We start from the raw sequence: 14,695 nt of genomic DNA, 5'->3' as shown, positions 1-14,695 counted from the left end.
CCCTCGCACGGGAGCCCCCCTCATCGTCCGTACCGTCGTTCGGTCCCACCTCACCTGACGAGCGAAACGTCCGAAAGGTTCGCCGACCGGCGGAAACGGGTGCGGGCCCCCGCCCCGCACACCGGCCACCACCCCGTCGTGAGGGGGCGGAAAACCTCCGTGACCCCCACGCAACGGCCCGGCAACCTCCGCCCGGCACCATCGGTCCATGACGGAGCCGTCCACGCAGCAGCCTCGCCGGTCACCGCCCCCGCCCTCCGGCAGCAACAGCAACAGCAACAGCAGCAACAGTCCGGCGGCAGGCTCCGGCAGCCACAGCACCGCGCCCCTCGACAGCACCGCGCAGCTCCTCACCCGCATCACGGCCCAGCTCTCCCGCCAGCTCAGCCTCGTCTCCCGGAACGGAACCCGCAGGCCCATGCACCGCTCCCGGCTTCCCGCCGCGCCCCGGCCCCCCACCGCCGAGGCCGCCCCGCCCGCCCTCGTCGTCGTCGCCCACGGCAGCCGCGACCCGCAGGCCCTGCGGACCGTCCTCGGGCTCCTGGACCGGGTCCGCGACCTGCGCCCCGGCCTCGACGTCCGCCTCGGCCACATCGAGCTGAACCAGCCGCTCCTCCCGGACACCCTGGACGGCCTGCGCGGCGCCGACGCCGTGCTCGTGCCGCTGCTCCTGGGGCGCGGCCACCACGTCAAGCACGACCTGCCCGCCGCCGCGGCCGCCGCCCCCTCCGTGCGCACCCGGATCGCCGCCCCCCTCGGGCCGCACCCCCTCCTGGTGGAGGCGCTGTACGGGCGGCTCGTGGAGGCGGGCTGGGACCCCGCCGATCGGGGGAGCCACCGTGCCGCCGTGGTCCTCGCCGCCGCAGGGTCCCGCGACCCCGACTCCGCCCAGGACACCCGGCGTACGGCCCGGATGCTCGCCGAGCGGCTCGGCGGGGTGCCCGTCGTCCCGGCGTACGCCTCCGCCGCGACCCCCACCGTCCCCGCCGCGCTGCGCGCGCTGGCCGCCCGGGGCCGGCACCGTACCTTCGTCGCCTCGTACTTCACCGCGCCCGGCCGCTTCGCGAGCGCCGCCGCCGAGGCCGCGCCGCGCACCGCCGCCCTTCCGCTCGGCACCCACCCCGCGATGGCCCGCCTCCTCCTCCACCGCTACGACCAGGCACTGTCCGCCACCGCGCCGTCCGCGATGGTGACCTTGCTCGCTTCCGCCTGACTCCCCGGCCCGCTCACGTCACGTTGTCCGTCCCGGTCGCTACTGTCGGAACCATGGACGGCACACAGGGCGTACACGGGGCAGACCAGACACAGGGCACACGAGGCACACACAGTGAGCGGGGCACCAGGAGCAGCTACGGACCCGCCGACACCGAGCGCTTCGACACCGAGCAGGACAAGCGCCCCGGCCGCACCGCCTTCCAGCGCGACCGGGCCCGGGTGCTGCACTCCGCCGCGCTGCGCCGGCTCGCCGGGAAGACCCAGGTGGTCACGCCCGGCACGCGTTCGCTCGTCTGGGACGCCAGCCCCCGCACCCGTCTCACCCACTCCCTGGAGTGCGCGCAGGTCGGCCGTGAGCTGGGCGCGGTCCTCGGCTGCGACCCGGACCTGGTGGAGACGGCCTGCCTCTCCCACGACATGGGCCACCCCCCGTTCGGCCACAACGGCGAGCAGGCGCTCAACGACTTCGCCTCCGACTGCGGCGGCTTCGAGGGCAACGCCCAGTCGCTGCGGCTGCTGACCCGCCTGGAGCCCAAGCGGTTCGTCCACGACCCCCGCACCGGCGAACAGGTCAGCGTCGGCCTCAACCTGACCCGGGCCGCCCTGGACGCCGCCACCAAGTACCCCTGGCCGCGCGGCCAGCACCCCACCGACCCGCACTCGGTGAAGTTCGGGGTGTACGCCGACGACCTCCCGGTCTTCGAGTGGGCGCGGAAGGGGGCACCCGAGGACCGCACCTGCTTCGAGGCCCAGGTGATGGACTGGTCCGACGACGTGGCGTACTCGGTGCACGACTTCGAGGACGGGCTGCACGCCGGGCACATCGACCCCAACTGCCTGTACGCCGAGCCGGAGCGTGAGGAGATCTGGGCCGTCGCCATCGGCCGGTACGTCCCCGCCGACACCGACCCGCAGGAGCTGGGGGAGGCTCTGGACCGGCTGATCGACCAGGAGTGGTGGCCGCACGGTTACGACGGCTCCGCCGTGGCCCAGGCCCGCCTGAAGGACGCCACCAGCCAGCTCATCGGCCGGTTCTGCACCGAGGCCGAGACCGCCACCCGCGAGCTCTACGGCCCCGGCCGCCTCACCCGGTACGGAGCGGAGCTCGTCGTTCCGCGCACGGTCCGCAACGAGTGCGCGGTGCTCAAGGCGGTCGCCGACCGCTACGTGATGCAGCGCGCCGAGCAGGAGACCCTCCGAGCCGACCAGCGCGTCGTCATCGCCGAACTGGCCGCCGCCCTCACCGCCCGCGCCCCCGAAGGCCTGGAGCCGCACTTCCGAGCCCTGTTCGACCAGGCGCCCGACGACCACACCCGTAAGCGCGTCCTCGTCGACCAGATCGCGGCGCTCACCGACGCCTCCGCACGATCCCTGCACGCCGCGCTCACCGCCCGCCGCGGCTGAGAGGCAGACTGGACCTGACCACTGGGTGTGACCTGTCCGGGGCACACCCTCTTTCGCCATCACGCTGCGTGCGGGACGCTCGCAGCCGGGGGCGCCGCGCAGCACAGCACTGAGGAGGCATCAAGTGGTCGACGCACATCGGACATTCGTCATCGTCGGAGCGGGACTCGCAGGGGCGAAGGCGGCCGAAACGCTCCGCGCGGAAGGGTTCACCGGCCGGGTGATCCTCATCGGGGACGAGCGCGACCACCCCTATGAGCGGCCGCCGCTCTCCAAGGGCTACCTCGGTGGCAAGGAGGAACGCGACAGCGTCTTCGTGCACGAGCGCCCCTGGTACGCGGGCGCCGACGTCGAGCTGCACCTCGGCCAGCCCGTCACGGTCCTCGACCGGTACGCGAAGAGCGTGCAGCTCGGCGACAACACCGTCATCCACTACGACAAACTGCTGCTCGCCACCGGCTCCGAGCCGCGCCGCCTCGACGTGCCCGGCACCGACCTGGCGGGCGTCCACCACCTGCGCCGCCTCGCCCACGCCGACCGGCTGCGCAACGTGCTGGCCGCCCTCGGGCGCGACAACGGCCACCTGGTGATCGCCGGAGGCGGCTGGATCGGTCTGGAGGTCGCCGCCGCCGCCCGGGGGTACGGGGCCGAGGTCACTGTCGTCGAGCCGGAGCCCACCCCGCTGCACCAGGTCGTCGGCCCAGAGCTGGGACAGATCTTCACCGAACTGCACAGCTCGCACGGCGTCCGCTTCCACTTCGGCGCCCGCCTCACCGAGATCGTCGGCCAGGACGGCATGGTGCTCGCCGCCCGCACCGACGACGGCGAGGAGCACCCCGCCCACGACGTGCTCGCCGCGATCGGCGCCGCCCCCCGCTCCGCCCTCGCCGAGGCCGCGGGCCTGGAGATGGCCGAGCGTGCGCGCGGCGGCGGCATCGCCGTGGACGCCTCGCTGCGCACCTCCGACCCGCACATCTACGCCGCCGGGGACGTCGCCGCCGTCGCCCACCCGCTGCTCGGCACCCGGCTGCGCGTCGAGCACTGGGCCAACGCCCTCAACAGCGGACCGGCCGCCGCCCGCGCCATGCTCGGCCAGGACGTGACGTACGACCGGGTGCCGTACTTCTTCTCCGACCAGTACGACCTGGGCCTGGAGTACTCCGGCTGGGCGCCGCCCGGCACCTACGACGAGGTGATCATCCGGGGCGACGCCGGGAAGCGGGAGTTCATCGCGTTCTGGCTCAAGGACCGCCGTGTCCTGGCCGGGATGAACGTCAACGTGTGGGACGTGACGGAGACGATCCAGGAGCTGATCCGGGCCGGTCAGCAGCATGACCCGGAGGCTCTGGCCGACCCTTCGGTGGAGCTGGCGTCCCTGCTCTGACGGCCTGCCGGGGGACTGCCTCCCGGGGCGCGGGACCGGCCGCCCGCGCCCCGGGGCGATCCCCTGCTCCCCGGGCATACGGTGTTGCGCATGGAGCAAAGCACCGACGAGCTCGACGGCCTCGTACGCAAACGCATCCGCGCCCTGCGGGTGGCGCAGGGCTGGTCCCTGGAGGAGCTGGCCGGCCGGGCGAACCTCAGCCAGTCCTCGCTCAGCCGCATCGAGAACGGGCAGCGCCGCCTGGCCCTGGACCAGCTCGTCACGCTCGCCCGGGCCCTGGACACCACCCTTGACCAGCTGGTGGAGACCGCATCCGACGACGTCATCATCAGCCCGACGACCGACGGTGCCCACGGGCTGATGCGCTGGCCCGTGAAGAGCGACCCCGGCATGACCGTCGTGCGGCAGCGGATGACCGAGCCGCCCCCGGACAACCCGGCGCGGATGCGCGCGCACCCCGGCCGCGAGTGGCTGGTCGTCCTCTCCGGCACCGCGGTCCTCATGCTGGGCCACCGCCGCTTCCGCGTGGAGACGAACCAGGCCGCCGAGTTCCCCACGATGCTGCCGCACGCGATCGGCGCCGAGGGCGGCCCGTGCGAGATCCTCGGGATCTTCGACCGCGACGCCCGCCGCGGCCACCAGCGCGACAGCCGGCGCACCGGGATGGACTGCGCACCGGACCTGCCGCACACGACGTGACGGCTCACGTCGTTGCGCGCCCGGCATGACGGGCTGCCACCTTCTTGCCAATACCGGGAGAGACCGTGCCGCTGAGACATACCCGCCCTACCGTGGCCCCATGACCCAAGCACACGCCCGCACCTCCCACACCCCCCACCACTCGGCCCACGACAGCCACGGCGAGGCGGAGATCCTGGACCTGGACGCCCAGGTCCTCGCCGCACACCTCACCGCCCTCACCGGATGGCTCCCCGTCCAGGCGCCGCCCCGCCGGATCGTCGACCTGGGCTGCGGTACGGGGGCCGGCACCTTCGCCCTCCTCGACCGTTTCCCCGAGGCGCACGTCACCGCCGTCGACACCTCGGCCCCCCACCTCCAGCGCCTCCGCGAGAAGGCCTGCGCCCGGGGTGCGGAGGGGCGCGTACGGACCGTCCAGGCCGACCTCGACGCCACCGACTGGCCCGACCTCGGCTCCCCGGACCTGGTGTGGGCGTCGGCCTCGATGCACCACATGGCCGATCCGGACCGGGCCCTGAGGGCCGTCCACGACCTGCTCGCCCCCGGCGGACTGTTCGCCGTGGTGGAGCTCTCCGGCTTCCCCCGCTTCCTGCCCGGGGGCGCACCCGAGGACCGGCCCGGCCTGGAGGAGCGCTGCCACGAGGCGAGCGACCGGTTCCACGCCGAACACGTGCCCCACCGCGGCGCCGACTGGGGGCCGAAGCTGACCCGGGCCGGATTCACGGTCGAGGACGAGCGGGTCATCACGGTGAACATCGAGAGCACCGACGGCTCCCGCGGCGAGGCGGTCGGCGCCTACGCCCTCGGCAGCCTCCGCCGCCTGCGCCACAGCGTGGCCGAGGCGCTGGCACCTGAGGACCTGGCCGCGCTCGACCGGCTGCTCGACACCGAAGGCCCCGGCTCACTCCTGCGCCGCGACGACCTCGCCGTACGTACCGAACGCACCGCCTGGGCCGCCCGCCGGACCGGCTGACCTCGCACGCCGGCCGGGGCGGAGCCCTGCGGGCGTCGGGTTGTCGTCGCCCACCCGTAGACTTCATCCGTGGCTGGCAGGATCAATGACGACGACGTGAAGGCGGTACGGGACGCGGTCCCGATCGACTCCGTCGTGTCCGAATACCTCCAGCTGCGCAACGCGGGCGGCGGAAACCTCAAGGGACTCTGCCCCTTCCACGACGAGAAGTCCCCCTCCTTCCAGGTCAGTCCCGGCAAGGGCCTGTTCCACTGCTTCGGCTGCCAGGAGGGCGGCGACACCATCGCCTTCGTGATGAAGATCGACCACCTCTCCTTCTCGGAGACGGTCGAGCGTCTCGCCGCCAAGGCGGGCATCACCCTGCGGTACGAGGAGGGCGGCTACAACCCCTCCCACCAGCGCGGCGAACGCATCCGGCTGATCGAGGCCCACCAGGCGGCCGCCGACTTCTACGTCCGCGCGCTGGAGGGCCCCGAGGCCGAGATCGGCCGGAAGTTCCTCGCCGAGCGCGGCTTCGACCAGGACGCCGCGACCCACTTCCGCGTCGGCTACAGCCCGGCCGGCTGGGACCACCTCACCCGCTATCTGCGCGGCAGGGGCTTCAGCGACAAGGAGCTGATCACCTCCGGCCTCTCCCAGGACGGCCGCCGCGGACCCATCGACCGCTTCCGCGGCCGGCTGATGTGGCCGATCAGCGACACCGCAGGGGAGATCGTCGGCTTCGGCGCCCGCAAGCTCCGCGACGACGACAACGGCCCGAAGTACCTGAACACCCCCGAGACCCCCGTCTACAAGAAGTCGCAGGTGCTGTACGGCATCGACCTGGCCAAGAAGGACATCGCCAAGGCCAGCCGGGCCGTCGTCGTCGAGGGATACACCGACGTCATGGCCTGCCACCTCGCCGGGGTCACCACCGCCATCGCCACCTGCGGCACCGCCTTCGGCAACGACCACATCAAGATCCTGCGCCGCCTCCTCATGGACAACGGCAGCGCCCGCGTGATCTTCACCTTCGACGGCGACTCGGCCGGTCAGAAGGCCGCGCTGCGCGCCTTCGAGGACGACCAGAAGTTCGCCGCCGAGACGTACATCGCCATCGCCCCGGACAACATGGACCCGTGCGACCTGCGGCTCGCCAAGGGCGACGACGCCGTACGCGACCTGGTCGAGCCGCGCACCCCGCTCTTCGAGTTCGCGCTGCGCCAGATCGTCGGCCGGTACGACCTGGAGACCCCGGCGGGCCGCGCGGCCGCACTCGACGAGGCCGCCGCCGTCGTCGCCAAGATCAAGACCAGCAGCGTCCAGCGCGAGGTCGCGGTCCAGCTCGCCGGGCTCGTCGGCATCCTCGACCAGGAGTTCGTCGTCCGCCGCGTCGCCCAGCTCGCCCGCTGGGCCCGCGACAAGGGCGGCGACGGACGAGGCGGCCGGGGACCTGGCCCCCAGGCCCGGCACGGCGGCGCACCCCAGCAGGCCGTCCAGGCCCCTGCCGCCCCCTCCGGCCCCGCGCTCAACCTCCGCAGCCCCGCCCACCGCACCGAGCGCGAGCTGCTCAAGCTCGCCCTCCAGAAGCCGGCCCTGGTCTCCCCGGCCTTCGACGCGTACGGCGCGGACGAGTTCACCGCCCCGCCCTACGCGGCGGTGCGCCAGTGCATCGCGGAGGCGGGCGGTGCCGAGCGGGGCCTCGGCGACAACCGCGAGTATCTGGTCGCCGTCATGGACGCGGCCCCCAACAACACCGTGCGCTCCCTCGTCACCGAGCTGGCCGTCGAGGTCTTCATGGGCAGGACGATCGACGAGACGTACGCCGGCATGCAGCTCGTCCACGTCCGGCTGCGTGCCGTCGACCGCCGGATCAACGAGGTGCAGGGCAGTCTCGCCCGCCTCGGCAGCAACGTGGCCCCCGACGATCTGGCGGCCGCGCAGAACGAGGTCTGGGTGCTCCAGCAGTACGCGCAGTCCCTGCGGGCGAAGGGCGCCGACGCGCTCTGAGCGCGTACCAGGACCGCCAAGAGGAGTAACCGGCCGGTGACCGACCGGAATCAAAAAGTCCCCGCACGCCCCTCGTGGCAACCCTGTGCCGTGCCCCACACTGGGGCTGCCAGAGTCATCCGGCAGCGATCACCTGGAGGTCGCCCCCGTGCAGACCCGGACCGTGACGACCACGACCGAGCACATGTCGGCGATTCCCGTGCAGAACCGGGCCGTCCACCATCCGGAGAACCCACCGGAGACCGCGGCCCGCCCGCCCGCGAGCGCCCCCGAGGTGATCCCGAGCGCACCTGAGGCCGTCATGGAGGAAGCGGAGCACGTCCCCGAACCCCGCGAGGCGCTGAAGCGGGCGGACAACGGCGGCCCCACCTCCGACCTCTTCCGGCAGTACCTGCGGGAAATCGGCCGCATCCCGCTGCTCACCGCCGCCGACGAGGTCGAGCTGGCCCGCCGCGTGGAGGCCGGACTCTTCGCCGAGGAGCGCCTCACGAACCACCCGGACCTGGACTCCCGCCTCGCCGGCGACCTGGACCGGCTCGTGGTCCTGGGCCGCACGGCCAAGCGCCGGCTCATCGAGGCCAACCTCCGCCTGGTCGTCTCCGTCGCCAAGCGGTACGTGGGCCGGGGCCTGACCATGCTCGACCTGGTCCAGGAGGGGAACCTCGGCCTGATCCGGGCGGTGGAGAAGTTCGACTACGCCCGGGGCTACAAGTTCTCCACGTACGCGACCTGGTGGATCCGCCAGGCCATGTCCCGCGCCCTGGCCGACCAGGCCCGCACCATCCGCGTCCCCGTACACGTCGTGGAGCTGATCAACCGCGTGGTCCGCGTCCAGCGCCGGATGCTCCAGGAGCGCGGATACGAGCCGACCGCCGAAGAGGTGGCCGCCCAGCTCGACCTGACCCCGGAACGGGTCAGCGAAGTCCTGCGCCTGGCCCAGGAGCCGGTCTCCCTCCACGCTCCCGTCGGCGAGGAGGACGACGTCTCCTTCGGTGACCTCATCGAGGACGGCGACGCCGCCTCACCCGTCGAGTCCGCCGCCTTCCTGCTGCTGCGCCAGCACCTGGAGGCGGTGCTCTCCACCCTCGGCGAGCGCGAACGCAAGGTCGTCCAGCTCCGCTACGGACTGGACGACGGGCGGCCCCGCACCCTGGAGGAGATCGGCCGGATCTTCGGCGTGACGCGCGAACGCATCCGCCAGATCGAGTCCAAGACCCTCAGCAGGCTGCGGGACCACGCCTTCGCCGACCAGCTCCGCGGCTACCTCGACTGATCCACGCGGCGGCCCGACGGCTCAGTCCACCTCCGCCAGCGCCTCCGCGAACTGGGCCGCGTACAGCCGGGCATAGGCCCCGCCGGCCGCCAACAGCTCCTCGTGCGTGCCCTGTTCGACGATCGACCCGCTCTCCATCACCAGGATCACGTCCGCGTCCCGGATGGTGGAGAGCCGGTGCGCGATCACGAACGACGTACGCCCGTGGGCCAGGCGCGCCATCGCCTTCTGGATCAGCACCTCGGTCCGGGTGTCCACCGAGCTGGTCGCCTCGTCCAGGACCAGGATCACCGGGTCGGAGAGAAACGCCCGCGCGATGGTGATCAGCTGCTTCTCGCCGGCGCTGACCCCGGAACCCTCGTCGTCGATCACCGAGTCGTACCCGTCGGGCAGCGTCCGGACGAACCGGTCCGCGTGCGCCGCCCGGGCCGCCTCCTCGATCTCTTCCCGGCTGACCTCGCGCGCAGCGCCGTACGCGATGTTCTCCGCTATGGAACCGCCGAACAGCCAGGTGTCCTGGAGCACCATGCCGATCCGCGACCGCAGATCGTCCCGGCTCATGCGCGCCACATCGACCCCGTCGAGCGCTATCCGCCCGCCGGTCACCTCGTAGAACCGCATCAGCAGATTGACCAGCGTGGTCTTGCCCGCCCCGGTCGGACCGACGATCGCGACCGTCTGCCCCGGCTCCACGCTCAGCGACAGGTCCTCGATGAGCGGCTTCTCCGGGTCGTAGCGGAAGGACACCTTCTCCAGCGACACCCGGCCCAGCAGCTCCTTCGGACGCTCGCCGTCCACCGGGTCCGCGCCCTGTTCCTCCGCGTCCAGCAGCTCGAAGACCCGCTCGGCCGACGCGATCCCGGACTGCACCAGGTTGGCCATCGAGGCGACCTGTGTGAGCGGCATCGAGAACTGCCGCGAATACTGGATGAACGCCTGCACGTCACCGATCGACAGCGTGCCCGACGCGACCCGCAGGCCACCGACGACGGCCACCAGCACATAGTTGATGTTCGAGATGAACATCATCAGCGGCTGCATGATCCCGCTGGCGAACTGCGCCTTGAAGCCGGCCTCGTACAGCGCGTCGTTCTGCTCGGCGAAGTCCTTCGCGGACTCCTCCTGCCGCCCGAAGACCTTCACCAGGTTGTGCCCGGTGTACATCTCCTCGATATGGGCGTTGAGCTTCCCCGTCACCCGCCACTGCTGCACGAACTGCGGCTGCGACCGCTTGCCGACCTGCGTCGCCACGACCACCGACAGCGGGATGGTCACCAGCGCCACCAGGGCCAGCAGCGGCGAGATCCAGACCATCATGATCAGTACGCCGACGATGGTCAGAACTGAGTTGATCAGCTGCCCCATCGTCTGCTGGAGCGTCTGTGAGATGTTGTCGATGTCGTTGGTCGCCCGGCTCAGCACCTCACCGCGCTTGGCCCGGTCGAAGTACGACAGCGGCAGCCGCGCCAGCTTCGTCTGGAGGTCCTCCCGCAGCTGGAAGACGATCCGGTTGATCACCCGGATCGACAGCCGCGTGGAGACCAGCATCAGCAGCCCCGCGCCGACATAGATCACCAGCACCGCCAGCAGGACGCTGCCCACCGCGCCGAAGTCGATGCCCTCGCCCGGGGTGAAGTCCACCCCCGAGAGCATGTCGGCCATCGAACCGCTGCCCTCCCGGCGCAGCCCCTCGATCGCCTCCGCCTTGGTGGTGCCCTCCCGCATCTGCCGGCCGACGACCCCCGCGAAGATCAGGTCGGTCGCCTTCCCGAGGATCTTCGGCCCGGCCACCGACAGCGCCACGCTGGCCGTCACCGCGCCCAGCATCAGATACAGCGAGGCCTTCTCCCGGCCGAACCGTCTCAGCAGCCGCTTGCTCGACCCCTTGAAATCCATGGACCGCTCGGTGGGCGCGCCCCCGGCCATCATCCGTCCGCCCGGACCGGCCATTACGCGGCCTCCGCTTCCGTCAGCTGGGAGAGCACGATCTCCCGGTACGTCTCATTGCCGTCCATCAGCTCGTGATGACTGCCGCTGCCCACGACCCGCCCTTCGTCCAGCACCAGGATCCGGTCGGCGTCGCGGATGGTGGAGACCCGCTGCGCCACGATCACCACGGTCGCCCCAGCCGTCTCGTGGGCCAGCGCCGCCCGCAGAGCGGCGTCGGTCGCGTAGTCCAGCGCCGAGAACGAGTCGTCGAAGAGATAGATCTCCGGCCGCTGCACCAGCGTCCGGGCGATGGCGAGCCGCTGCCGCTGACCGCCCGACACATTGGTGCCGCCCTGCGCGATCGGCGCGTCCAGCCCGTGCTCAAGCCCTTCCACGAACGCCCTGGCCTGCGCCACCTCCAGGGCGTGCCACAGCTCCTCGTCGGTGGCGTCGGGATTCCCGTACCGCAGGTTCGTCGCGACAGTCCCCGAGAAGAGGTACGGCTTCTGCGGCACCAGGCTCACGGTCTTCGCCAGCAGCACCGGATCGAGCGTCCGCACGTCCTCGCCGTCGACCAGCACCTCGCCGTCCGTCACATCGAACAGCCGGGGCACGAGACCGAGCAGCGTGGACTTCCCGCTGCCGGTCGACCCGATGATCGCCGTGGTCTCCCCGGGGCTCGCCACCAGATCGACCGCGCGCAGCACCGGCTCCTCCGCACCCGGGTAACGGAACTCGGCGCCCCGCACCTCCAGATGCCCGTGCCGACGCAGCTCGGTGACGGGGGAGAGGGGCGGCACCACACTGGAGTCCGTACCGAGCACATCCTCGATGCGCTCGGCGCACACCTCGGCGCGCGGCACCATCATGAACATGAAGGTGGCCATCATCACGGCCATCACGATCTGCATCAGATAGGCGAGGAACGCGGTCAGCGCACCGATCTGCATCCCGCCGCTGTCGATGCGGTGCGCGCCGAACCACACCACGGCGACGGACGACAGGTTGACCACCGTCATCACGGTCGGGAACATCAGCGCCATCAGCCGCCCGGTCGCCACCGACACATCGGTCAGCTCGGTGTTGGCCCCCCGGAACCGCTTCTCCTCGTATCCGTCGCGGACGAACGCCCGGATCACCCGGTTGCCGGTGATCTGCTCGCGCAGCACCCGGTTCACCGTGTCCAGCCGCTCCTGCATCGTCCGGAACAGTGGCCGCATCTTCCTCACGATGAGGGTCACCGAGACCCCGAGCACCGGCACCACCGCCAGCAGCACCGCGGACAGCGGCACGTCCTGCCCGAGCGCCATGATGATGCCGCCGACACACATGATCGGCGCCGACACCATCAGCGTGAACGCCATCAGCACCAGCATCTGGACCTGCTGGACGTCATTGGTGGTCCGGGTGATCAGCGAGGGCGCCCCGAAGCGTCCGAGCTCCCGGGCGGAGAACGACTGCACCCGGTCGAAGACGGCTCCCCGCACATCCCGGCCCAGCGCCGACGCGGTCCGGGCCCCGTAGAAGACGGCCCCCACATTGCAGAGCACCTGAAGGACGCTGACGGCGATCATGACACCGCCGAACTCCAGGATGTAGCCGGTATCGCCCTTCACCACACCGTTGTCGATGATGTCCGCGTTCAGGCTGGGCAGATACAGGGTGGCGCAGGTCTGGAGCAGCTGGAGGAAGACCAGCAGCGCGATGGGTTTCTTGTACGGGCCCAGATGGGCCCGCAGGAGTTTTATGAGCACGCGTGTCTCTCGGAGTCGGCGAACGGCAGAGGCCGACTCAGTTTCGCGTACGCCGTACTCGGAGGGCGAGCCGTTTTCCCCAAACTCCGGTCAAGGCCGACTCGGGTCCAGTCCTCCTACTGGGCTCCGCCGAAGGCCCCGGGGTGGAGCTGGTCCCGCGTCGCCCCGTACTGCTGGCGCACCGCCCGCCCCACAGCCAGCTCATCGCCCGGCTCCAGGACCTGCGCGGCCGCGCCCTGCCAGGCCGGGGGAGTGCGCGGGTCGAGGGTGCCCTGCGAGACCCCGAGCGCCCACGCCGCCTGCCGGGCCGCGCCGAGTGCCGCGTACTGGGCGGGCTGCGGTACGACGACCTGCGTGCCGAACACCGCCGGGGCCAGCGCCTGTACGCCGGGCAGCTCGGCGGCCGCGCCCAGCAGGAACACCCGGCGCACCTCCACCCCCCGCCCGCGCAGCACGTCCAGGGCGTCGGCCAGCGAGCAGAGCATCCCCTCGAACGCGGCCCGCGCCAGGTGCTCCGGCTTCATCGACTCGCGCCGCAGCCCGCTGAGGGTGCCGGCGGTGTGCGGGAGCTGCGGGGTGCGCTCGCCTTCCAGGTACGGCAGCAGCACCAGCCCGGAGGCGCCGGGTGTGGACTTCAGCGCCAGGGCCGACAACTCCTCCAGCCCGTCCAGGCCGAGCATCTCGGTGGTCCCGCGCAACGCACGTACGGCATTGGAGACATGCACCACCGGCAGGTGCATCCCGGTGGCGTCGGCGAAGGAGGTGATCATCCCGTGCGGGTCGGCGAGCGCCTCGTGGTGCACCGCCATCACGGACCCGGAGGCCCCCAACGACACGACCGCGTCGCCCACCGCGACCCCGAGCCCGAAGGCCGCGGCCATGGTCTCGCCGGTCCCGGCGGAGATCAGGAGCCCCTCGGGCGTCGTCCCGGCGGAGTCGGCGGGCCCTAGCACCTCGGGCAGGGCGGCGGGATGCCCGAGCGCGAGCTCCACCAGATCGGGCCGATAGGCGGCGGACCCGGCCGACCAGTATCCGGTCCCCGAGGCGGCGCCCCGGTCCGTGGTCCGCCGGGCGGGCCGGCCCAGCAGCTGCCACACGAGCCAGTCGTGCGGCTGCATGACGGCGGCGACCCGCTGCGCGTTCTCCGGCTCGGTCCGCGCCAGCCACCGCAGCTTCGCCACGGGCTGCGAGGCCTGCGGTACGGCCCCGACCGCCTCGGCCCAGGCCTGCCGGCCCCCCAGCGCGTCCACGAGATCGGCCGCGGCCACCTGCGCCCGCCGGTCGTTGCCGAGCAGCGCGGGCCGCACGAGGTTGCCCTGCCGGTCCAGCGGTACGAGCCCGTGCTGCTGGGCGGAGACACCGATGGCCTGCACACCTTCGAGCAGCCCGCCGGAGGCCGCCTCACCGAGGGAGAGCAGCCAGGCCTGCGGATCGACCTCGGTGGCCTTGGCCTCGACCGGGTGGGCGGCATACCCCTCCCGGAGCACGGCGCCCGAGTCCGCGTCGCAGACGACGATGTGAGTGAAGGCGGAAGAACTGTCCAGCCCCGCGACTATGCCCATACGGCGATTCTGCCGCACCGCGGGACTTTCCCGGTAACCGCCGACTTGGGCGACGGGCTTCCTAGGTGTTGGTGGTCCCCCAGTCGTCCTCGCCGTTCTGGCTGCTGCGCTCCCGCAGCGACCGGACGCGCTCGGCGACGGAGGCGGGCACCTTGTCCCCGACCTTGTCGCTGACCGAGTGGTACGCCTTGCCGGCGATGTCCCGGCCACTGTGCGCGGCGCTCTCGGCGGCGTTGCGCACGGCGGGGTTCTCCGTGAACTGCCGGGCCGACTTCTTCAGCTGCTCGTAGCGCTCGCGCCCGGCTCGCGTGCCGAGCACGTAACCGAGGGCCACTCCGGCGATGAACATGAGCCGGTACCGCATGGCTGCCACCTTTCCTACGCTTGGTGCGACGTGTGCAGCCCGCCTACCCGCGAGCACCCGAGATCACCCCAGGCGATACCGATTGGCGGAGCACCCCCCTGCTTGCGCTAATGTATGTGTCGCAGCGAACGCGCGCCGCCCGGCAGCCG

Annotated in this window: 11 protein-coding genes; 7 read left to right on the top strand and 4 right to left on the bottom strand. The window is 71.9% G+C overall.

What is annotated here, in order from left to right:
• Positions 1–208 precede the first annotated feature (208 nt).
• From ABZ154_RS16020 to ABZ154_RS15990, 7 genes are all read left to right on the top strand, one after another.
• Positions 209–1,213: a sirohydrochlorin chelatase gene (locus tag ABZ154_RS16020; protein WP_356832959.1), complete on the top strand. Its 1,005-nt coding sequence runs from the start codon at positions 209–211 to the stop codon at positions 1,211–1,213.
• Positions 1,214–1,266: 53 nt separating this feature from the next.
• The gene (locus ABZ154_RS16015; protein WP_356832957.1) at positions 1,267–2,619 is read left to right on the top strand and encodes a deoxyguanosinetriphosphate triphosphohydrolase; all 1,353 of its coding nucleotides are present in this window, start codon (positions 1,267–1,269) and stop codon (positions 2,617–2,619) included.
• A gap of 124 nt (positions 2,620–2,743) precedes the next feature.
• Complete coding sequence (locus ABZ154_RS16010) at positions 2,744–4,003, top strand: FAD-dependent oxidoreductase (RefSeq protein ID WP_356832955.1); 1,260 nt, start codon at positions 2,744–2,746, stop codon at positions 4,001–4,003.
• A 90-nt stretch (positions 4,004–4,093) separates the two neighbouring features.
• Positions 4,094–4,702: an XRE family transcriptional regulator gene (locus ABZ154_RS16005; RefSeq protein ID WP_356832953.1), complete on the top strand. Its 609-nt coding sequence runs from the start codon at positions 4,094–4,096 to the stop codon at positions 4,700–4,702.
• Positions 4,703–4,802: 100 nt separating this feature from the next.
• Positions 4,803–5,675, top strand: a complete 873-nt coding sequence (locus ABZ154_RS16000) for a methyltransferase (protein ID WP_356832951.1) — start codon at positions 4,803–4,805, stop codon at positions 5,673–5,675.
• Positions 5,676–5,744: 69 nt separating this feature from the next.
• Positions 5,745–7,664 carry a DNA primase gene (gene dnaG, locus ABZ154_RS15995; RefSeq protein WP_356832949.1) on the top strand — a complete coding sequence of 640 codons (1,920 nt, stop codon included), beginning with the start codon at positions 5,745–5,747 and terminating at the stop codon, positions 7,662–7,664.
• A 148-nt stretch (positions 7,665–7,812) separates the two neighbouring features.
• Positions 7,813–8,937 carry an RNA polymerase sigma factor gene (locus ABZ154_RS15990; protein ID WP_356832947.1) on the top strand — a complete coding sequence of 375 codons (1,125 nt, stop codon included), beginning with the start codon at positions 7,813–7,815 and terminating at the stop codon, positions 8,935–8,937.
• A 21-nt stretch (positions 8,938–8,958) separates the two neighbouring features.
• On the opposite strand, the gene ABZ154_RS15985 is transcribed toward ABZ154_RS15990, so the two are convergent.
• The 4 genes from ABZ154_RS15985 to ABZ154_RS15970 all read right to left on the bottom strand — a co-directional run bounded on the left by ABZ154_RS15985 (position 8,959) and on the right by ABZ154_RS15970 (position 14,546).
• Positions 8,959–10,887 (bottom strand): ABC transporter ATP-binding protein, encoded by a 1,929-nt coding sequence (locus ABZ154_RS15985; RefSeq protein WP_356832945.1) that lies wholly within the window; start codon positions 10,885–10,887, stop codon positions 8,959–8,961.
• Positions 10,887–12,620 (bottom strand): ABC transporter ATP-binding protein, encoded by a 1,734-nt coding sequence (locus ABZ154_RS15980; protein ID WP_356832943.1) that lies wholly within the window; start codon positions 12,618–12,620, stop codon positions 10,887–10,889. Before ABZ154_RS15980 ends, ABZ154_RS15985 begins: the two co-directional genes overlap by 1 nt.
• Positions 12,621–12,736: 116 nt before the next feature.
• Positions 12,737–14,182, bottom strand: a complete 1,446-nt coding sequence (locus ABZ154_RS15975) for an FGGY family carbohydrate kinase (RefSeq protein ID WP_356832941.1) — start codon at positions 14,180–14,182, stop codon at positions 12,737–12,739.
• Positions 14,183–14,243: 61 nt separating this feature from the next.
• Positions 14,244–14,546, bottom strand: a complete 303-nt coding sequence (locus ABZ154_RS15970) for a YtxH domain-containing protein (RefSeq protein WP_356832939.1) — start codon at positions 14,544–14,546, stop codon at positions 14,244–14,246.
• Positions 14,547–14,695: the final 149 nt, after the last annotated feature.

It is taken from the genome of Streptomyces sp. NPDC006261, from assembly GCF_040613515.1.
GTDB lineage: Bacteria > Actinomycetota > Actinomycetes > Streptomycetales > Streptomycetaceae > Streptomyces.
The sequence above is the reverse complement of the archived record's forward strand: the minus strand, read 5'-3'. Positions and strand labels throughout refer to the sequence as shown.